At 59.6% G+C, this 18,945-nt stretch carries 17 protein-coding genes and 3 pseudogenes; 8 read left to right on the top strand and 12 right to left on the bottom strand.

The window, feature by feature from the left end:
- Window positions 1–80: 80 nt before the first annotated feature.
- The 5 genes from ABK249_RS15355 to ABK249_RS15335 form a co-directional block, all read right to left on the bottom strand.
- A complete protein-coding gene (locus ABK249_RS15355; RefSeq protein WP_052183056.1) occupies window positions 81–641 on the bottom strand; it encodes a Fic family protein in 561 nt (186 codons plus the stop codon).
- Window positions 642–1,043: 402 nt separating this feature from the next.
- Window positions 1,044–2,141, bottom strand: a complete 1,098-nt coding sequence (locus tag ABK249_RS15350; protein ID WP_037156215.1) for an alpha-hydroxy acid oxidase — start codon at window positions 2,139–2,141, stop codon at window positions 1,044–1,046.
- Window positions 2,142–2,201: 60 nt separating this feature from the next.
- On the bottom strand, window positions 2,202–2,552 hold the full coding sequence (locus ABK249_RS15345) for a RidA family protein (protein ID WP_037156213.1): 351 nt from the start codon (window positions 2,550–2,552) through the stop codon (window positions 2,202–2,204).
- A 78-nt stretch (window positions 2,553–2,630) separates the two neighbouring features.
- Window positions 2,631–3,740 (bottom strand): NAD(P)/FAD-dependent oxidoreductase, encoded by a 1,110-nt coding sequence (locus ABK249_RS15340; protein WP_227702500.1) that lies wholly within the window; start codon window positions 3,738–3,740, stop codon window positions 2,631–2,633.
- A gap of 72 nt (window positions 3,741–3,812) precedes the next feature.
- Window positions 3,813–5,417: an ABC transporter substrate-binding protein gene (locus ABK249_RS15335; protein WP_227702501.1), complete on the bottom strand. Its 1,605-nt coding sequence runs from the start codon at window positions 5,415–5,417 to the stop codon at window positions 3,813–3,815.
- A gap of 277 nt (window positions 5,418–5,694) precedes the next feature.
- On the opposite strand from ABK249_RS15335, the gene ABK249_RS15330 reads away from it, so the two are divergent.
- Both ABK249_RS15330 and ABK249_RS15325 read left to right on the top strand, forming a co-directional pair.
- Window positions 5,695–6,612, top strand: a complete 918-nt coding sequence (locus ABK249_RS15330; protein ID WP_227702502.1) for a LysR family transcriptional regulator — start codon at window positions 5,695–5,697, stop codon at window positions 6,610–6,612.
- 58 nt (window positions 6,613–6,670) lie between these two features.
- A complete protein-coding gene (locus ABK249_RS15325) occupies window positions 6,671–6,916 on the top strand; it encodes a DUF6429 family protein (protein ID WP_037156256.1) in 246 nt (81 codons plus the stop codon).
- Here ABK249_RS15325 and ABK249_RS15320 read toward each other — a convergent pair.
- A pseudogene (locus ABK249_RS15320) lies at window positions 6,821–7,117 on the bottom strand (transposase domain-containing protein); the annotation flags it as partial. The gene ABK249_RS15325 and the pseudogene ABK249_RS15320 overlap by 96 nt on opposite strands.
- A 301-nt stretch (window positions 7,118–7,418) precedes the next feature.
- Here ABK249_RS15320 and ABK249_RS15315 point away from each other — a divergent pair.
- Window positions 7,419–7,931, top strand: a complete 513-nt coding sequence (locus tag ABK249_RS15315) for a DUF309 domain-containing protein (RefSeq protein ID WP_348863214.1) — start codon at window positions 7,419–7,421, stop codon at window positions 7,929–7,931.
- A 111-nt stretch (window positions 7,932–8,042) separates the two neighbouring features.
- On the opposite strand, the gene dinB is transcribed toward ABK249_RS15315, so the two are convergent.
- Window positions 8,043–9,134 carry a DNA polymerase IV gene (dinB, locus tag ABK249_RS15310; protein WP_037156201.1) on the bottom strand — a complete coding sequence of 364 codons (1,092 nt, stop codon included), beginning with the start codon at window positions 9,132–9,134 and terminating at the stop codon, window positions 8,043–8,045.
- Window positions 9,135–9,365: 231 nt separating this feature from the next.
- Here dinB and dnaE2 point away from each other — a divergent pair.
- A pseudogene (dnaE2, locus tag ABK249_RS15305) lies at window positions 9,366–10,077 on the top strand (error-prone DNA polymerase); the annotation flags it as partial.
- A gap of 23 nt (window positions 10,078–10,100) precedes the next feature.
- Here the strand turns inward: dnaE2 and ABK249_RS15300 are convergent.
- From ABK249_RS15300 to ABK249_RS15285, 4 genes and pseudogenes are all read right to left on the bottom strand, one after another.
- Window positions 10,101–10,304 (bottom strand): cold-shock protein, encoded by a 204-nt coding sequence (locus ABK249_RS15300; protein WP_037156255.1) that lies wholly within the window; start codon window positions 10,302–10,304, stop codon window positions 10,101–10,103.
- Window positions 10,305–10,836: 532 nt separating this feature from the next.
- Window positions 10,837–11,070: a hypothetical protein gene (locus ABK249_RS15295; RefSeq protein WP_227702505.1), complete on the bottom strand. Its 234-nt coding sequence runs from the start codon at window positions 11,068–11,070 to the stop codon at window positions 10,837–10,839.
- 460 nt (window positions 11,071–11,530) lie between these two features.
- Window positions 11,531–11,668: pseudogene (locus tag ABK249_RS15290) on the bottom strand (DNA-3-methyladenine glycosylase I); the annotation flags it as partial.
- Between the two features lie 89 nt (window positions 11,669–11,757).
- Window positions 11,758–12,264 carry a hypothetical protein gene (locus ABK249_RS15285; protein ID WP_037156190.1) on the bottom strand — a complete coding sequence of 169 codons (507 nt, stop codon included), beginning with the start codon at window positions 12,262–12,264 and terminating at the stop codon, window positions 11,758–11,760.
- A 358-nt stretch (window positions 12,265–12,622) separates the two neighbouring features.
- Between ABK249_RS15285 and ABK249_RS15280 the strand changes: the two genes are divergently transcribed.
- Window positions 12,623–13,249, top strand: coding sequence for a response regulator transcription factor (locus tag ABK249_RS15280; RefSeq protein WP_227702506.1), 627 nt, complete (start codon window positions 12,623–12,625; stop codon window positions 13,247–13,249).
- A 64-nt stretch (window positions 13,250–13,313) separates the two neighbouring features.
- Here the strand turns inward: ABK249_RS15280 and ABK249_RS15275 are convergent, their stop codons facing one another.
- Window positions 13,314–15,119 carry an ATP-binding response regulator gene (locus ABK249_RS15275; protein ID WP_348863213.1) on the bottom strand — a complete coding sequence of 602 codons (1,806 nt, stop codon included), beginning with the start codon at window positions 15,117–15,119 and terminating at the stop codon, window positions 13,314–13,316.
- A gap of 245 nt (window positions 15,120–15,364) precedes the next feature.
- On the opposite strand from ABK249_RS15275, the gene ABK249_RS15270 reads away from it, so the two are divergent.
- From ABK249_RS15270 to ABK249_RS15260, 3 genes are all read left to right on the top strand, one after another.
- Window positions 15,365–16,354, top strand: coding sequence for a hypothetical protein (locus ABK249_RS15270; RefSeq protein WP_227702507.1), 990 nt, complete (start codon window positions 15,365–15,367; stop codon window positions 16,352–16,354).
- 202 nt (window positions 16,355–16,556) lie between these two features.
- Window positions 16,557–16,910 (top strand): hypothetical protein, encoded by a 354-nt coding sequence (locus tag ABK249_RS15265; protein WP_348863212.1) that lies wholly within the window; start codon window positions 16,557–16,559, stop codon window positions 16,908–16,910.
- A gap of 876 nt (window positions 16,911–17,786) precedes the next feature.
- The gene (locus ABK249_RS15260; RefSeq protein WP_037150265.1) at window positions 17,787–18,803 is read left to right on the top strand and encodes an AraC family transcriptional regulator; all 1,017 of its coding nucleotides are present in this window, start codon (window positions 17,787–17,789) and stop codon (window positions 18,801–18,803) included.
- Window positions 18,804–18,945: the final 142 nt, after the last annotated feature.

Raw genomic sequence — 18,945 nt, 5'->3', positions numbered from 1 at the left:
AACGATTGTGAAATAGCGGGATCGTCGGTTCGAACCCATTCAAGAGCTAATCCATTCAGATGAACCTGACATCCCCTTGATTAGGAAAGACCGTACCAGGCGCCGCGGCCGGCACCGTGGAGGACGAGGTGCCCTTGATCCACGAGTGCCTTGAGATGATCCTTGATGGTGTGACGGCTTGCATCGGTGATCCGTGCAGCCTCCGCGACCGTGATCCGTCCGTGCTCGCGCGCCAACTCGAGCAATGTAATGGATAATTCCGGCATGTCGGCGAGAATAATACGCTCGCGCTCCATTTTCTTCTCAAGCCGCGTCTTCTGCCGATGCAGGGCTTTCAAAAAGAACTCGATCCAGGGGTTCCAGTCTGGTTCGGTGCTGCGGATCGTTCCCTGCGTGCGCCGAAGCGAGACGTAATAGCTCTCCTTGCTTTGCTCGATGATGCTTTCGAGCGAGCTGTAGGGGACGTAAGCGTAGCCGGCCCGCAGGAGCAACAAGGTGGTCAGAATACGCGATAGGCGGCCATTACCATCCTGGAATGGATTGATTTCGAGGAAAACGACAACGAAGATCGCGACGACTAAAAGTGGATGGAGCCGCTTTTCTCGCCCTTGCTCATCCAGCCAGGCGATCAGTTCTTCCATTCGACGCGGCGTATCGAACGGCGATGCCGTTTCGAAAACTATGCCGAGGCTCTCGCCTGTTCGTTAAACGCTTCCACGTTGTTGGAGAGGGTTTGTATGCGCCGCGATGCCGCTCGTCCTTTGTCGAATTCGCAAGAAGGTCGCGGTGGAACCGACGGATATGATTCTCGGTGAATGAAATAGCTTCGTAAGCACTGAAGATGGGCTCCATCACCTCCGCATAGCCGGCAACCTCTTGCTCGTCGCGTGTCGTAAACGACCTCTGGCCTGCTGTCGGTTTCGTGGACACCAAAACGGTGACCGAAACAGCAAGTTACTAACAATAGCTTGGGTTTCGCGGGTCTAGTCCGTTCAGGAGCAAGGCACCATTCCGCTGAGGTCGCGCAGCGTTTTTAGCCGTGATCAATGGTGTGCGAGGGCGGCGGGAGACAGTTCTGCCACTGTCGAGCAGCCGAGATGGCCGAGCGTCGTCCAGAATTCCCGCTGCAACAGTTCCAGCGTTCGCCGCACCCCGTTTTCGCCGTCGGCCGCAAGGCCGTAGGCAACGATGCGGCCAAGCGCCACGGCATCGGCGCCGAGTGCAATCGCGGCGGCGATGTCGCTTCCCCGGCGGACGCCGGAATCGAAGATCACAGGAACGTCCTTGCCTACCGCATCGCGGATCGCCGGCAGTGTTTCCAGTGTTGTCGGCGTGCGGTCGATCGTCCGGCCGCCGTAATTGGAGACATAGAGACCGACTGCACCGGCATCGAGCGAGGCCTTGGCGTCGCGCACGCTGGAGACCCCCTTGACGATGCAAGGAAGAGGAGCCTTCTTGATCACGCTGGCGGCCTGAGCCCAGCTCCAGCGCGGCCTGGTGAAATCCAGAAGCTCAACAAGGGCTGCTGCGTCGGACTTGCCGGGACCGAAGTTCGACGGACCTTCCTCGCCGCGGATCGAAAACCGGTCCTCCATCATCCGCTCCCGCCACTGGCGTATCGGTGAATAGGTGACGCAGATATATTGATAGCCGGCTACCTTCGCTCGCTCGATCATCTCGAGCACGGCACCTTCATCTCCCACGAACGTCATCTGGAAAATGGAGGCGACCGGCGAGGCCATCGCTACCTCCTCCAATGAATGGGCCGCCGCGACCGGCACCATCTGCTGGATGCCCGCCGACGCTGCGGCGCGGCCGATCGCAAGATGCCCTTCCGGATGGAATACGGCCTCGCCGCCGCCGAAGGGCGCGATGAAGGCGGGGAAGCTGAGGTCGAAGCCGAGGACTTTCGTGCGCGTGTCCGGATTGCTGATGCCGGCGAAAAGCGGCACCTCGAACCGGATGCGGTCGAAGACGGCGGTGTTTTCGCGGAGTGTCACCTCATCGCCGGTGCCACAGGAAAGATAGTTCCAGTCGACCTCCGAGAGCCGGCGTTGCGCATCCTTGTAGATGCCGCGCAACGTCGTGTATTTCTCACGGGTCGCATAGCGATCGTCGATCCGGTTCGGCTTGTCCGTCATGTACGTTTTCCAGTCCGTGAAAGCGAACGTGCGGACCAAAATCCGCCCGTGCCATCGAGGTTATTTCTTGGCGGCGATCAGCACGATTTCGATAAGCCGTCTGGGATCGCCGAGATCGGCAACGCCGATCGTCGCACGCGACGGCAGATCGTCGCCGTCGAGCCATTCGAGCCAGGCCTCGTTCATCTCCTCCTTGCGCGACATGTCGGAGAGATAGATGCGCGCCGACAGGATGTGATGCTTGTCGGAGCCGCATTCGGCGAGTATCTCTTCGAGCTTGGCGCAGGTCTGTTGTGTCTGCTCCTTCATGCCGACGGAAATGTCGCTTGCGGCATGGCCGCCGAGGTAAAGCACGCCGTTATGTTCGACGGCGCCGTGCATGATGCGGTGCTTGCGGTGACGTTTGATCATTCTGAGTTCCTTTGACAAAGGGAAAGGGTGCCCGCCGCTTGGCCGCGGCAGGTTGGGTTGGTACGTCTTGAGCTGGGGTCAGCCGCGTCCTTGCGGGGCGTATCTGTCGAGCGGGATTTCGGCTTTCTGGCCCGTTACCAGCTTAGCGAGCTGGGCGCCTGCAAACGGACCGATCGTCAGGCCGCCGGCCCCAAGCCCGTTGCCGATCGTCAGGTTGGCGATATCGGGAACCCGACCGAGGGTCGGGTTCATCGTCTCGCCCGCCGGGCGAAAGCCGATGCGCGTTTCGATCAGCGTCGCATTGGCAAGGCCTGGTGCGATATTAAGGCCGGCGGTGAGCACTTCCAACTCGCCGGCGGCGGTGACGCGGTAGTCGAAGCCGGTGTCGTTCTCGCGGGTCGCGCCGACGACCACGCGGGAATCGTCGAAGGCGAGCATGTAATGGCTGCTCATCGGCAGGACGACGGGCCATTTGGCCGTCGCCACGCCTGGCAGGCGCAGGTGGATGATCTGGCCTCTCTGCGGCTTAACGGGATGGATAAGCCCGAGCGGTCCAAGGATCTGGTAGGCCCAGGCACCGGCGGTCACGACGATTTCATCTGCTTCGATGACGGCGCCATTGCTGTCGAGGCAGCGGGCGCGATCGCCGCCGAGCGTCAGGGTGACATGTTCGCTGCGGAATCTTGCACCCATGGAGACGGCTGTGCGGACCATCGCGGCGGACAGCAGGCGCGCATCGACGCGGGCACCGCCGGGGATGTAGATTGCATCGAGATCCTCGCGCAGCGGCGGGAAGAGTGTACGCGCTTCCGTCGGGGTCAGGTGCCGGACATCTCCGGCCTCAGGCGCATCCTTGACCCGGCGCGCCACCCGTTCGGCCGCGGCATCGAATTCGGCGCGGTCCTCGGCGACCACCAGGGCACCGACCTTGCCGTAGCCTAGCTCGGTCTCGCCCTTCGCCTTCAGACCCTCGATGAGGCCGTCATAGAAGCGGGCGCCAGCGGCATACATCTTGTACCAGTCCGGCTCGTCGGCCTTGGTGGCCCAGGGGCAGACGATACCCGCACCGGCCATGGTGGCCTTGCCCTGATGGGCTTCGTCGACGATTTCCACCTCCACGCCCTCGCGGGCGAGATGGTAGGCGGCACTGGCGCCGAAAATGCCGGCGCCGATGATCAAGACACGCATTTCAAGAATCCCGTATGTTTTGACTTTGGGCCGGCGGATGCCATCGATTATCACCCGCCGGAATGCGAAGGCCTATTCGACTGTTACGCCGGAAAGGCGACTGGTGCCGAAGATCGCCGGCGCATAGCCTTTGACGGTCTTGGCGACGGCGGTGATCGTGTCGGCGCCGCCGAGGATGACGGCGGGCACTTCCGCGTGAAATTCCTCCTGAGCCTTTTTGTAGAGCTCGATGCGCTTGGCCCGATCGGTCACGGTGCCGGCCTCGTTCATCAGGCCAATGAATTCTTTGTCGCACCAGGCACCGATATTGGACGGGCTCGGCTTGCCGGAGGAATCGCACGTGAAGTAGTTGTTGGGGATCTGGCTCGGGTCCGGGAAATCGTAGATGCCGCCGAACATGCCAACCTCGGCCTCGCCGTTGCGGGCGCGGGTAATGTACTCGCCCCATTCGTATGAGACGACCTCGGCCTTGACGCCGATCTTGGCCCAGTCGGCCTGGATCATCTCGGCTGCGCGGCGGCCGTTCGGCATATAGGGACGCGAGACCGGGACGGCCCAGAGCTGGGTGGAGAACCCGTCGGGGAAACCGGCCTCCGTGAGCAGCTTCTTGGCGAGGTCCGGATCGTAACTATAGGCGCCGACATCCTTGTCGTGGCCCCAGAGCGACGGGGGAATGATCGCGCCGGTGACGGTGCCCATGCCGTCATAGACAAGGTCGACGAGTGGCTTCATGTTGATCGCATGCGCCAGAGCCTCACGGACGCGCCTGTCCTTGAACTTGTCCTGCCTGAAGTTGAAGGTGATGAAGCCGGTGGAGGCGACTGGCGTCTGGACGAGATTGAGATTAGGGCTTTTCCCGATCATCTCGCGGTCGGCGAGGTTCGGATAGAGTGCGATCTGGCACTCACCGGCCATGGCGCGCTGCAGGCGGACGGATGCATCGGCGCCGATCGCCATGACCACGCCGTCGACCATCGGCGTGCGCGCCGGATTGTTGATCGCCGCCCCCCAGGTGTCTTTGAAAGGCACCAGACGGACGACGGCATCCTGCTGGTAGACCTGGAGCTGAAATGGCCCGGTGCCGATCGGTTCGCGGTCTATGAGTTCCGGTGTGCCGGCCTTGGATAGCATTGCGGCATATTCGGCGGAGGTGATTGCCAGCGACTGGTGCGCCATGATGCCGATGAAGGGAGCAAGCGGGCTCTTCAGAGTGAAGGCAACGGTGTAATCGTCGATCTTCTTTACCGATTCCAGCGCGTCGGCGAGCTTGGTGTTGAAGGTGATGAAGTTTCCGCCGTTGACCTTGGCATAGGGATGGTCGGGCTTCATCATCCGCTCGAAAGTGAACATCACGTCGTCGGCGTTGAACTCACGGGTAGGCGTGAACTTGTCGTTCGACTGCCACTTCACGCCCTGGCGCAGCTTGAACGTATAGGTGCGGGCATCGTCGGAGACGCTCCAGCTCTCAGCCAGCGCCGGCTCGATATCCGACGATCCGGCTTTCACGGAAACCAGGCCGTCATAGATCTGGCCGAGCACGTAGGAGGTCGTGCCGTTGCTGGTGAGTTGCGGATTGAAGACTTCAGGCGAGCCTTCGATGCAGACCGAGAGCATCGCGGCATTGGCCGGTGCGGCGGCCGTCAGGACCAGGATGGATAGGCCGAGGATTTTCTTCATATGTCGTCGTTCCCTTCTTCTTTCAGCCGCTTGCCGCGGCCTTGGCGTGATCAAGCTCCGGCCGGCCTCGAAGAAGCCGTCCGCCGGACCGGACCGGTCTGCAGAATGATTGTTTTGCGGAGTTCGGACGTCCCCTCACTCGTTCGAGTTTCGCCCGTTCACACCTTCACTTGCATGTTAAAGCGCTTCGGCAATATGATTGTCAAATAGCTTGTTCTCCCTTCATTATAACCAAAACTCATGTCGGAAAATTTGGCATGAGGGGATCCCGCCGGCCATGAACATCAGACAGCTTGAAGCCTTCCACACCACGATCGAAACCGGATCGGTGACCCTTGCCGGTGAAAGGCTCGGTATTTCCCAGCCGGCCGTCAGCAAGCTGCTGCGCAGCCTGACCGAGGCTTGCGGTTTCCAGCTTTTCACACGCAGCGGCGGGCGCCTGGTGCCGACGCTGGAGGCGCGCATGCTGGCAGTAGAGGTGGAGCGGATGTTCTCCGGCGCCAAGCGAATAGCCCGGCTTGCGGAAGCCGTACGCAATCGAGAATGGGGCGAGGTGACGATCGCGGCGCCCCCGGCGCTTGCCACCCTCTACCTCTCCAACGCGCTTTCGCCTTTCCTTGCCGAACAGCCTGACATCCATTTCACGTTGCAGAGCAAGACGTCGCCGCGGATCGGCGAACTGGTGGCGGCCGGGCAGATCGATATCGGTCTGAGTGTCCTGCCCTTCGATCACCCGAATGTCAGCGCCGAAGTGATCATGCGCTTCAGCATGGTTTGCATCCTTCCCGCCGGACATCCGCTCACCGGGAAACAGGTGATCGAGATCGACGATCTTCGCAATGAGGCCTTCATCTCGCTCTTCCGCGACGACTGCTCGCTGATGACGATCGACCGGGCCTTTCAGCTCAAGGGCGTTCAAAAACGCAACCGCATCGAGGTGCCGCTGTCGGAAACTGCTTGCAGCTTCGTTGCCAACGGCGTCGGCGTATCGATCGTGCCGCCCTTCGTCGGGCTGGACTATCCAGAAGATCGCCTTGTCCGGCGGACACTGCTGCCGGAAACCTTCATGGATGTCTGGCTCTTGACGCCAAACGGGCGCCCGCTGTCGCTCGCCTCGCAGAAACTGGTGGACTTCATTCGTGCGGCTGTCGCGCCGTTCGACCAACGGGATGATATGCACCGAAGCTTACAATGAGGTATGCATGCGACGTTGGTTGCGGGATTTTCGCGGTCGTGTGGGATAGCATTATATGATGGAGATCGACGAGGACAAAATCGACGACGCGGTGCTGGCGCTGTTGTGGCTGACGCTTCATAACGAGCGTCGCGCCTGGAAGGGTTTTGACTGGGCGACGACGGATCGCCTGCACCAGAAAGGGCTGATCGGCGATCCGATGAACAAGTCAAAGTCGCTGGTGCTGACGGACGAGGGTCTGCGTCGGTCGGAAGAGCTGTTTCAGAAGCTGTTTACGCGGCAGCCGGTACTGCCGCCGTCTTGATCGCTCCCACGGTAACAGGTCGTGCAGGCGGGAGGCGGACAAATCGGCGATGCGAGCCAGCACGTCCGCAAGCCAGGCCTTCGGGTCGATGTCGCTGAGGCCGGCCGTGGTGATCAGTGTCAGCATGATGGCAGCCCGGTCGGCGCCGCGATCGGAACCAGCGAGGCTCCAGTTTTTTCGTCCGCAGTCCACGCCGTGCAGGGGCTCTTTCCGCCGTAGCGAGGCGGCACCGGGTTGGCTGGTGACAAGGCACGATCGCGGAGCTGCGGTGTGTTTTCTGAATAGCTGTATTCTAACAGAGGCACTCGTAGAGCGCATTTGACCTGACGCTTTTGGCTGTCGCGTATAAGGTCACGGGCCGAACGTGCCCTCCCACGCCGCCGAAAGCCTTTGCGCAGCCGGCGGTTCGATTCATCAAGGTATCAGCAGCCAAAGCTGATGCTTGCCCGTGCCAGGCCTTCGGAGCATGTTTAACAACAGATGCATTACAGGACTATAATGGATGGAACGTCCTCGTCTGCTTCCGGAAAGATCTTTTCCAGCCTATGCTTACTTGCCCGGGCGGCAGCCACATCCGGTGCGGGATCCTGCGGGACATAGCTACCAGATCCAGCCGGCGCAAGTTATCCCATCGCTCGGGTCGGACGAGTTCGTGTGGGGCGAGGATCTCTTCAATCATGGCTACTACTGGGAAGCGCATGAGGCATGGGAGGGGCTTTGGCATCTTGCCGACAAAGGAAGCACGCTGCGCGCTTTGCTAAAGGGCCTTATCCTGCTTTCTGCCGCCGGGGTGAAGATCCGCGAAGGCAAACGGGCCGCAGCAAGACGTCATACCGGGCGCGCAGCCGGGCTGCTTCGACAGTTGCCAGATCAAGCGTTTTCGGGTGAATTGGGCGTGTCGCCCGCACTGCTTGCCGATCTTGCCGAAGTCACCGCCGACGCCGCAACGCTTCCTCGAACTGCGGAAAACGGCAAACCTGAACCGGTGTTTGCGTTTTTCCTCGGGCGTGCATGAAAAATCCCTTCGACGGTGCCTCAGCCTTTAATCTGATTTAGATGGGTTAAATATCAGTCTTTAGCCTGATTTCGGCTTGACGAACGTGGAGTTCGGATGCGCCACATATCTTTATAGTGGAAGATCCAGCTGCGGTGACATTTGCTCTGCGCCTTGCTCCAATGAAGACAATGTGACGCCGAGCAGCCGGATTCCCTTGCGGGCCGGAAAGACCGGCTGCAGCAAGAAGGCAACGATCTCCTCCAGCTCAAAAATCGAGGTTAACGGAACCGGTACGGTCTTGCTGCGGGTGATCTGCTGAAAGTCCGAATATTTCACCTTCAGGGTTACGGTCTTGGCGCCGATCGAGTTCACCTCGCAATAGCTCCAGACCTTGTCGATCAGCGGCTGGATTCCTTCGCGCGCCGGCTCAAAGGCATGAACGTCTTCAACAAAGGTGTCCTCGGCGCCGACCGACTTTCGGACGCGATCCGGCTTGACCTGACGATTGTCGATGCCCCTGGCGATGCCATAGAAGTAGGGGCCGGACTTGCCGAAGTGGTTGATGAGGAAATCAAGTTCCTTGCCAAATAGATCAGCACCCGTCTCGATGCCGAGACGGTGCATCTTCTCGGCCGTGGCTGGACCGACGCCATGAAACTTCTTGACGGGTAAGCCCTGCACAAAGGCTGGACCATTCTTCGGCGTGATGACCGCCTGGCCGTTCGGCTTGTTGAGATCGCTCGCCATCTTCGCCAGGAACTTGTTGTAGCTGATGCCCGCCGAGGCATTCAGGCCTGTCGCCGCCTTAATCTTCGCCCGGATTTCCGTGGCGATCTCGGTTGCGATCTCCATTCCCTTGAGGTTTTCGGTGACGTCGAGATAGGCTTCATCCAGTGAGAGCGGCTCGATCATTGGGGTGTATTCAGCGAAGATTTCCCGGATCTGCATCGAGACGGCGCGATAGATGTCGAAGCGCGGTCGGACGAAGATCAGCTCGGGGCATTTGCGCTTGGCTGTCACCGACGGCATGGCCGAATGGACGCCGAACTTGCGGGCTTCGTAGCTCGCCGCGGCCACGACGCCGCGGGCAGCCGAGCCCCCGACGGCGACCGGCTTGCCTCGAAGCTCCGGATTGTCGCGTTGCTCGACCGAGGCATAAAACGCGTCCATGTCGATATGGAGAATCTTACGTGGCCGGTTGGCGTGCTCGTTCTGGTCCATGGGGCTCAGTCTTCGTCACAGGAGGATATCCTCTCCATCAGACATGGGAAATAGGTGGCGCATTGGTCGCCTTCCACTGTGTTCATCCTCTCGCAGCCCACCGTCATGCGCCGCGTAAGTTCCGCGAAGCTGACACCGGCTCCGAAGGCCTTTACCAGCCGCGTCCGCTCGTGTCCGCCGCGACGCCGACACAGCCGGCAATCGAGTTCGATGACCGGCTCTCGCAGATCCACCCTTGAGCTTCAATGGCCTGACGCCCATTGGGTGATCGAAGCGCGGCGCGATGAACCCCTCCCACTGTTCCTGGCCGCGGCAGAGCGCGAGGCGCGCGCCATCGCCGAGCAGCAGGAGCCGGAGGTCAAGCTACGGCAGATGACGGAAGGGCACAACGTGGTGGACGATTACAGCCACGTCAGCCTGACGCTTCGGCACCATCCGTTGAGCTTCCTGCGCCACGATCTCGCCCGGAAGAGGATCGCCACATACAGCGACGCGATGAGGCGCGAAACGGCCAGTGGTTGACGGCGGCCGGCCTGATTCTGGTGCGGCAGATGCCGGGCTCTGTCAAGGGGTTCGTTTTCGTGACGAGCGAGGACGAGACTGGCGTCGCCAATGTCGTGGTCTGGCTAAAACTCTTCGAGAAGTCGCGCCGCGTTCTTCTCAGCTCCAGCATGCTGGGGATCCACGGCAGGATCCATAGGGAAGGGGAGGTGGTGCCCGCGTGGCCCAGCAACTGTTCGATCTGTCGGCGGACCTATCGAGCTTGGCTGCTCGTGATGGCACCTTCCGCCCGCCGACCGGCCGCGGCGACGAATTCGTCCATGGGGCGCCAGCGACGCCCGATCCCTGCGGAAAGCCACCAGCGCCGGTCAGGTCGAAGGACATCTTCGAGCCAGATCGTCATATCGACACGCTGAAGATAAAGAGCCGGAATTTTCAGTGACGGAAGCGGCGCTTCCAGCTCGATCAAACCACGCCGACGTTTTCGGCCTTCGATTTTCCGGTCTTGCGGTCCTGGCCGAGATCATAGCTTACCTTTTGTCCCTCTCTCAAAGAGCCACCTCGTTGTAGAGCGGAGACATGTACGAAGACATCAGCCCCGCCATTGTCTGGAGTGATGAAACCAAAGCCCTTGTCTTCGTTGAAAAATTTAACAGTTCCCGTCGGCATGAAAGCTCCTGATCGCTTGGCGGCAGCTTGCCGCGCGGCGACCTTATCGCCCATTCGATAAGCCATCAATAGCCTGTCGATTTCGCGGCCGATCGATTATTGAGCTGAGCTGGAGCGGAAGAGGATCCACCACTTGTACGAAGCGCGCGTCCAAGCGCAACGCCCGGTATGGACGCGACGTCGGGCACGAGCAACGCCTTCGCCATCAAGACAATGTTTCCCACCAACAAAAAAGGCCGGGGCGAAACCGCACCGACCTTCCTCATCATCGCTTACCCACCAGTGCCAGTACATCCGTGGTCAAAAGTCTCGAAGCGATGGCGGCGATTGCGAGCGGCGAATTCATCAGCGCTCATCAGCAATGCCGATGACGGTTATATAGGCAGTCATTGTGTTCAAAACAAGTTTGCCGGCGATCAAGCCCTCCATGCGGCCAAGTTGAATGGCCGGGACAGGGGGCGCGTAGCGTAGAGCGCACATCAGCGCGGCCAGAAGCTGTCGGAAAGGAACACAGAGATCAAAACCTGCGAGGTCATGCTGGCGACCGCCTGTCGTATCTGCAACCGGCCTTGGCGATGTGCTTCATCGACGTGCTCTGCATTTTCCTCTCGTCCTCATCCTCATTTGCGTCCTCCCCCGCTCCCCAGACCTCCCTCCAGCAGCTCTCCTGTGCTGCTGCGAGCTCGGGATCAAATTCCGGATAGGGCCGAACATGGTCAGGAAGTTCCACCTCAAGTAATAACGCTCCCGCGAAGAAGGAGAACATGGGCCAATCCGCTTCCAATGCCGTCCTGTCCGACCTGCGCGACCGCATCGCGCATCTGGAGAGCGGGTCCGCCCACAGACAAGCCGTTCTGCCGTTCGGGGTGCCGATCTCATCGTCCATCGCGTCGACAGCACGACCCAGGCGCTTCGAGCCGGGACGGCGAGTTCCAGCATCTCACCTTCGATTTTCAGGTCGGGCATCTCATCGAACGCTTTTTCCGAGGAGCGGACCTCATCCCTGCCACTGCAGCAAGGTCACCACTGTTCCAGGCTCGCACAGGGGCATCATGCACTGCCACCAACGCCCGGTGTAACGAGGGATGGGACAGGCCCGCAAGCAAGCCGAGTCCGGTCGCCCCGCTGTCAATCGCCGACCTCAGGATAAGCAGAACGATGACTTCGCAAAGCCGGTTGAGGGCAGCCCCGGCTGCGCTCGCTTTGTCCCGGGTGACGCAGCCCTCGGAGTGATCGTTGATCAGTCCCATCGCCTGCATGAACGCAAAAACGGTTGTGAGGCCGATGAACGACCATCCACGTTTCTTGAGGTCTTTTGACATGGCGATGGACGGCGAGACAGACGCCGTCTGTGATCTCGCCAGCTCGCTCGCCGTCGGTCCGAAGCGCTACCCCCGGAATTCCTGGACTATGCGCCTCATGCCTCTGGGCTCCACCGCCACGACGACGATGGTTATTCGTCGAGGCGGGGCGAAATCGAACTTTTCCGTGAATGCTTCGAGCGGTTCGGGAGCTTTCTCGCAAAACCCAGCAGTGGCTCGAACGTGCTTAACGTATAACCATCCTGTCCGGTGACCCTCATGGTCCTGCCCTCGCATTCGCGCAAACGATGCGCATAGCTGTGGCTGGTTTCCCTCTGCTCAACATCATCGCGAATGCTGCCATGGTGATACCAGATCGTGGCGTCGTAACGCGCGGTGCCTTGGCCTATGCGTCGGATTCCCCCAGTGATCAACTCCACTTCCGAAGTTCTGCCATCAGCCTTGGCGCTCTTCGGCCTGACCTGCTTCTGGTCTTCCTTGTGGAGGGCATGGAGGGCGGCGACGCAGGCACCGTGGGACTTGAATTCCTCGGTGGTCGGGGGCATTGGCAACTGGCCGCTGGCATGCGCTATCGTCGACAGGCATAGAGCCGCAACACAGAACGCGGCTATTCCCGTTTGAAATTCAGGATTTGGCATCGTGTCCTCTTAAGGAGCTTCACAAGCATCTGAACCGGGTTTCCCTTTCGAACGCCAAATCGCCCAAATCTGCCTGTTTGGCCATCTCGCGAAACATCGTTCGGCAACTGAGCGCGAACCGCCGGAGGCCCCAGGCGGCGGTCTGCGCGATCATCCTGCCGAAGAGACGCTGCGCCGGTTCGTTTCCCCTTCTTCTGGAGGGTATCGTGCCACCTCGGGCACCACGATAGATATCCCGATGTTGCCTGCGAGGACCATTAGTACAGATGACCTACTGTGTTACAGCACGGCCCTGTGTTAGGGAGAATGGGGCTCAGTGTTGCACCCAACCGATGGATTTTCGCCTCCGGAGAAGCGGTTGCCCAAGGAACGCATCCTTCTTGCTGACGACCATCCGGTTTTCCGCGACGGCCTACGACGGCTTATTCAGCGCACCATACCGGACGCGGAAATCGCCGAGGCCAACAGTTTTGACGAACTTCTCGCGCTGGCCCGTACCGGACCGACACCGAGCATCCTCGTAGTCGACCTCATTTTTGCGGGAAGGAGCATCGAAGGGGCTCTGTCCGGATTGAGACAGGAATTCGTCCGTTCCTCAATCATCGTGATTTCCATGATTGACGAGCGGGCTGCTGCCGAACGGGTCATGGCACGGGGCGTCAACGGTTTCATCAGCAAAAGTCTGCCGCCCCGCGAGATCATTGCGGCTCTTGCAGCTGTCCGCGACGGTGATCTGGTCCTCCGGCTTGATGCCTCGGGCGCGTCGATTCCCGAAGCCGATGATGAGAGGTCAACGCTGACGCGGCGCCAGCTCGAGGTCCTTCGCATGCTCTGCGAAGGAAAGACCAACAAGGAGATCGCAGCGACTCTCCGCCTCTCGCCGTTCACGGTCAGGATTCACGTCTCCGCACTGCTGAGATCGCTGGGGGTCTCCTCCAGGACCGCGGCGGCTGCCAAGGCGGTGGCCGATGGGCTGTGCCCATGACGTTTTCTTGCGACGGCAATGAGATAGACGCATGGGCCGCCCTAACTTCTGCAATATAACAGGCTTATCGTGCAACGAGTTCCCTGCGCTGCAACACCTGAGCTGTCAGAACCGATCGCAACTCGGCCGGCCGGACCGGCTTCGACAGGATCGGAATAGTGGGATCATCCAAATCCGCGCGCACGCGCGCTTCATCATGCCCGGTCATGATGATCGCCAGAACATCCCGCCCGGTCTGCTCCCGCACGGCTGCGATGCAATCGGTTCCCGTCTGCCTCTGGCCTAGATCGAAATCGGTGATCAGAATGTCGCATTCCGTACCTTCGGCTGGCGGTGCTGTTTCGGCTTGCACGAGGCAGCCCCATTTCTCCAGCAGCATTGCCGTCGCAAGCAGCACGTCTTCGTCGTCTTCGATCAGCAGAATACGGAGCCCCTCAATAACAGATGGCAATTTGGGAGCCGCGGACGTAGCCCGTGCGGCCGGCGCAGGCACGATCTGCAGCCCCTCGATAATCATCGCCGTTCCTTTACCTTTCACGGAACGCATTGAGATCGACAAGCCCATCAATTGACCGAGGCGGCGCACGATTGGCAACCCGAGCCCGACGCCTTCGACATCTTTATCCCCGCGTTCGCGAACCTGGTAGAACTCCTCAAAGACCCGGGGCAGGTGCTCTTCGGCTATGCCGTCGCCGCGGTCGTAGATCTCGATGGCGAGCTTGCCGCCACGCCGGCGGCATCCCACCAGAACTGGCCGGCCAGAGGCGTATTTCAGGGCGTTCGTGACGATGTTCTGGATCATTGTCGTCAACAAGGCTTCATCCACCTGCACGTAACATTTGCTAGGGACAGCGCGCAATGTAACCTTCGCCCACTGCGCCGACTGGGCGTTCTGCTGGCCAATGTTCTCGATAATCGCTGCGATCGGGATCGCGTCGATCCGCGGGGTCACCTTGCCGCTGTCGAGTGTCGAAATGTCGAGCAGCGAACGGAAGAGATGCGAAAGGCCTTGCAGGGAACGATCGATGTTCTCGACCATCTGCTGTTCCTCGCGGCCAAGACCGGCGTCGCGCAGACAGGCCGTAAAAAGGCTGATGGCATGGATGGGTTGCCGCAGATCATGGCTTGCCTGCGCAAGGAAGCGCGACTTCGCAAGGTTCGCCTCATGAGCAAGAGTGTAGGCTTTCTGCAGGCGCTTGATCAAAACCAGGACATATCCCGGCACCAGGATTGCTGTGACGACCAAAGTGAGCACCAGATAGGGGTTCGTCTGCCAGTACTCATTGAGAAGCGTCGTCACCCCAATTGCAGCAAGGGCAGCGGCAGTCGCAGCAGCAAGGTAGGAGGAGCCGAACCGCAGGCCGTATCCCACGGTCACCCACAACAATGTCGCATAAACCGGAAGGGTGGCGGCGTCTCCCGCGGACATTGCGAATGTCATCGCGACATAGTCGCCCGTCATCGCCGCGATGCGCCGCCAGAGATAGTTTCCCGGATGCTTGATGATGTCGTAAAGCAGGAGCCAACCCAACGGGAAATAGAGTGTGGCGTATATGGCAAACACCGTAACAAGCGTGCCCGTGCTGTTCGTCAGGATGAGCGCAGGAATTGCGTAGAGGGAAAAAAGTGGAACGAGGATGATCCGCACGATCGCCTGTCCGCGCTCGGCGTCATAATGCTCCCCATCCTTTTGCCCAAGCAATAAGCTAATATGCGCGCGAAGCGATGCTCGTGGCGCCTTGCTGGATCCCGTGCTGGTCGAAATCATCAATGTGTCCCTTCGGTGGAGGACGTGGCCAATATCGTGCCTTCTTGAGCGGCTCAATTTAACCGCCGGTCGGCATGGGACTGCGCGGACCTCGCAAATCATTTCAGCGATCTTTCAATGACCGTCAGGGCACTAAAGTTATGAATCTGTCCGACATTTGGGAAGGTCGCAGGAACTCGTATTTCTTGGCGCGTCCGCTGTTAGTACAGATGACCTACTGGGCATAGTGCTGGTTTCCCGATAATCAATGCCGGCGGCCAGACGCAGGAATTTGCCGCTTCTCAATGGGCCGATTTGGATGATCTCTATCTGCCTAATATCACGCTGAATCGACAAAAGGATTTCAGATGTCTCTTTGCCATTCGGTTGTAAAGCTCATGCGATTAATAGCCACCGCCGCTGTTTTTGCATACTCTTCATCGTTTGCCGCCGCTCAATCCGTCCCGGCGTCAGACAAGCTTGGCGTTCCCGGGCCCATCGTATTTGAGGGCATCGAATACAGACTGGCGTGGACCTCGCAACCGTCTGCGGGGTATGTCAAACAGGAATATCTTCCTGCCGGTGAGCGTTTGGATTCTTACGCCAGCATGATCATTCTGGAACGTGCTGGCGGTACGGACGTCGAAAGCGCCGTTGCTGGTCAGTTGGAGATGCTGGCCAAGCGCAAGGGGAGCGATCCTCTGCTCAGGGTGGACCTGCAGGAACCATCCGAGAACGGGCAGGTTCTTCTCGATTTCATGCTGAGCGACAGCAGCACGAGTACGCTGATCGTTGAGTGGAATGCCTACCGCTATTTCCCGGTCTCGATGAGCGATGGAACCCGCGGGGTGGCACTGTTTGCGATCAGCCGCCGCGGCTACGGCAAGGCCGCCCGTGATTTCTTCACCGATCTCACGAACACGCGCATGGATACAATTCAAGCGCTTCGTGTCTATGACTTACGCGCGCTCTCGGGAACCCAGGCGGCCCAAGGCGGTAAGCAGGTCGATCCATCGGCTTCGAATGCAAGCCCTGGCGCATTTGCGACGGTGTTGAAACCGGGGATGAGTTACGCTGAGTTTCGCGCCGCTGCCCTTAACGCAGGTTGGACACCGCACGTCGAGCCTGAGTGCCGCGCGAATGTCTATGGTCGCAACGGCGGCCCAGATGATGGCACGAACATCTGCACACAACTCCCCGAGCTTGAGGCCTGCTCCGGGGATGGTCATTGCAGCATGGTTTTCGAGGACGGCGGTAGCGGCAAGCGAATGGGGGTAACGACCTACGGCGACTATCTGAAATGGAATGTTCCAGGCGAAGAGTCTGAGTTGGCCGTCCTTGATTGGAACTACAAATAGCGACATGAAGTCCAGTGGCAGGTCTGGTTGCATTATCCGATCTACCGCTCTCTCAGTTGACCATCGGCGGAGCTTGATGATCGGCGCAAGTCGTTATCGGCCAGTCGGTCAGGGCAAAGAGCGGGACGATCTTTTACGAGCGAGCGATTTCCACCTGTGAAGGCGCGGCGGCGTATTTCCGCGTCGAATACGATAGGGCTGATTGGAAAGCTTTCGATCCAATCATCGGCAGGCTCGTGAAATAGGTCATGAAACTGCCGCACCGGACGTTGTTGGCGGCACGTCGAGCCTGAGTGCTGCGCAAATGTCTATGGTCGTGACGGCGGCCCAGATGGTGGCACGAACATCTGCACGCAACTACCCGCGCTTGAGGCTTGCTTCGGAAATCGGCGCGCTGCAACGGGAAGATAGTCAATCAACAATAGACCTTGAGCAAGGGAAAAATGACGGAACAAAAGACATTGGCGACGAAACCCCATCCTGCAATCGCATTCTTGGCAGCTCTGTTTTTTGTCGCCTGCGCCCTCTTCGTCTCATGGATCGCCGTGACGAATGAAAAAGCGTTGGTTCTGAACGGTCTTCTCCACCTTTCCCCGGACGAAGCCACGGGACTTTACTGGGGCCTTGCGGCTGCATCGATTGGATTGGCGATATCTGGCTTCCGTCGATTTTACAGACTGCTCACCGGCCGATAGCTGGAACTCATCGGCGGCGGCAATAAAGTGACCAGAGGTTCTTATGATTCGAGTGTGACTGGAGCAATCACTTAGCGGGAAGGCCGTTGATACGGCCTTTGCGCCCTATGCGGTTGATTGATACGATTCGGCGCGCTTCTGATCGGGTAGCATGGAGGTAACCCTTACTTCCCGATGCCGAACTCGATGCCCGCGATAGTCTGGCAGAGACCTGACTGAAAATCATCACGATTGAGGACGGCGTGCTTTTCCCGGACTGAAACGGGTTCGATAATATTTCCAGGTTGGACATTTCAACCATCGGACATGGACCACCCGGCGCCGGATTGCTCGTATGGCGTCTGTTCGACCTTATTGAGCAGAAGGGGCGTAAGGCGGATATGGGTTATTGCACCGCACCCGAAACCAGATGATTTTAGGCTGCCTTACTCGTTGACCAAGAGGTGCGCTCCGCGATGAACTCCGCGAACGGTTTGATGTTCATGTGGACGCTCGCCTGTTCAAGGCCAGCCAAATAAGTCGACCGATCCTTATACGTATTTGATGTCGTGCGCCCTCGCGTTTTAAATGGAAAGGCGCTTGGCTGACCTTTCGCGTGGAGCCAGGCAGCCTGCAGGTGACTGCCGCTCGGCGTCATCAGCCTAGAGCTCCTGCTGTGGGCGCGCGATCCAATCTGCTTGTTGCAATATCCATACTTCCGGGCACAATATCGGCGGGATTTGGAGGAGGATGCCACCGTGCTGGAACATGCGCTGCTGTTTGATGCGCAAGGCCAGCCGCTCCTGAGCGGAAAACTGAATGCTTCCCGTGAGTGGGCGGAGGTCAATGCGTTCTGCAATCGGGTCTATATGCCGCTTGCCACGAAACCACTCGTCCAGGGAGCGGATCCGAATGCCACGTTGCGCACCCTGTCGATCGGCAGAATCGTGCTCAGTCGCTTCTGTTTCGGCGTGCCGACGAAGGCTGACGAGTTTGACCCCTCCTCGGGAAACATCATCGTCGTGAACACCATGCGAGGAAGCGTGTGCCATCCGCTCATGGGCGGTGCCACCATCGATACGCAGCCCGGAGACAGCTATGTGGTCGATTGCAGCCGTACGGATTACTGGAATGTCGCGAACGGGGATGACCTGCAATTCAACCTGACCATTCCCCACAGGCTGATGGAGGAAACGGCGCAGCGATGGTACGGCTTCGTGCCCGAGGACGATCTCTGGAAAAAGCGGCTGGTTTTCGGGCGCGGGCACTCCGCCTGGCTCTCCCTTTTGGATTATGCCACACGATCCGTCGATGCCCGGAGTGATGGCGTTGCCAGTCCGTTGATGGAGAAGCGGATCGAGGAAACCCTCTGCCTGGAACTATTGCGCGGCTGGGCCGAATGCTCCGGACTCAATCTGGAAACCGGCGCGCGGGGTGCAGCGCCGCGATATGTGCGCGAAGCGGAGCGGCTGATGGAGGAGCGTGCGCACGAGGCGCCGTCGATTACCGAGATCGCTGTACAGCTCGGCATTTCCGCGCGCAGCCTGTCCGAGGGTTTCAGGCGGTTTCGCGGCATTACTCCGCACGACTATCTGACGGCACGGCGTCTCGAGGGCCTTCGCAAAGCCTTGGAAGACGCGCCGCCCGGCGAGACTGTCTCTTCGATCGCTTCCACGCGTGGCTATGTCAACCTCACCGCGATGACCGCAAGCTATCGGCAGCGCTTCGGCGAGAGCCCTTACCAGACTCTGCGCAATCGTCTGGCAAGGGCATGACGACCCGCCAGTCATGACCTTTGGCGCCTGAGGATTCCAACCGGAGCCGTGACTGCCGATCCGTTTCGGCAGGCGACTTTCCCATGTTGCGGTTTACTTCTCATTCGGATCATCGGCTTCCGAAATAGATCAAAGCCCGGCC

This window comes from Neorhizobium phenanthreniclasticum (assembly GCF_040066075.1).
GTDB classification, from domain to species: domain Bacteria; phylum Pseudomonadota; class Alphaproteobacteria; order Rhizobiales; family Rhizobiaceae; genus Neorhizobium; species Neorhizobium petrolearium.
Note: the sequence above shows the minus strand (reverse complement) of the source record. Positions and strands in the feature narration are given on the sequence as shown.

Coding starts and splice junctions, on each gene's coding strand:
- ABK249_RS15315 (WP_348863214.1), top strand. CDS start 7,419: ATGGAACGTCCTCGTCTGCTTCCGGAAAGATCTTTTCCAGCCTATGCT.
- ABK249_RS15340 (WP_227702500.1), bottom strand. CDS start 3,740: ATGCGTGTCTTGATCATCGGCGCCGGCATTTTCGGCGCCAGTGCCGCC.
- ABK249_RS15330 (WP_227702502.1), top strand. CDS start 5,695: ATGAACATCAGACAGCTTGAAGCCTTCCACACCACGATCGAAACCGGA.
- ABK249_RS15345 (WP_037156213.1), bottom strand. CDS start 2,552: ATGATCAAACGTCACCGCAAGCACCGCATCATGCACGGCGCCGTCGAA.
- ABK249_RS15295 (WP_227702505.1), bottom strand. CDS start 11,070: ATGTTCTCCTTCTTCGCGGGAGCGTTATTACTTGAGGTGGAACTTCCT.
- ABK249_RS15275 (WP_348863213.1), bottom strand. CDS start 15,119: ATGATTTGCGAGGTCCGCGCAGTCCCATGCCGACCGGCGGTTAAATTG.
- ABK249_RS15350 (WP_037156215.1), bottom strand. CDS start 2,141: ATGACGGACAAGCCGAACCGGATCGACGATCGCTATGCGACCCGTGAG.
- ABK249_RS15300 (WP_037156255.1), bottom strand. CDS start 10,304: ATGCCGACGGGAACTGTTAAATTTTTCAACGAAGACAAGGGCTTTGGT.
- ABK249_RS15270 (WP_227702507.1), top strand. CDS start 15,365: ATGTCTCTTTGCCATTCGGTTGTAAAGCTCATGCGATTAATAGCCACC.
- dinB (WP_037156201.1), bottom strand. CDS start 9,134: ATGGACCAGAACGAGCACGCCAACCGGCCACGTAAGATTCTCCATATC.
- ABK249_RS15285 (WP_037156190.1), bottom strand. CDS start 12,264: ATGCCAAATCCTGAATTTCAAACGGGAATAGCCGCGTTCTGTGTTGCG.
- ABK249_RS15325 (WP_037156256.1), top strand. CDS start 6,671: ATGGAGATCGACGAGGACAAAATCGACGACGCGGTGCTGGCGCTGTTG.
- ABK249_RS15355 (WP_052183056.1), bottom strand. CDS start 641: ATGGAAGAACTGATCGCCTGGCTGGATGAGCAAGGGCGAGAAAAGCGG.
- ABK249_RS15335 (WP_227702501.1), bottom strand. CDS start 5,417: ATGAAGAAAATCCTCGGCCTATCCATCCTGGTCCTGACGGCCGCCGCA.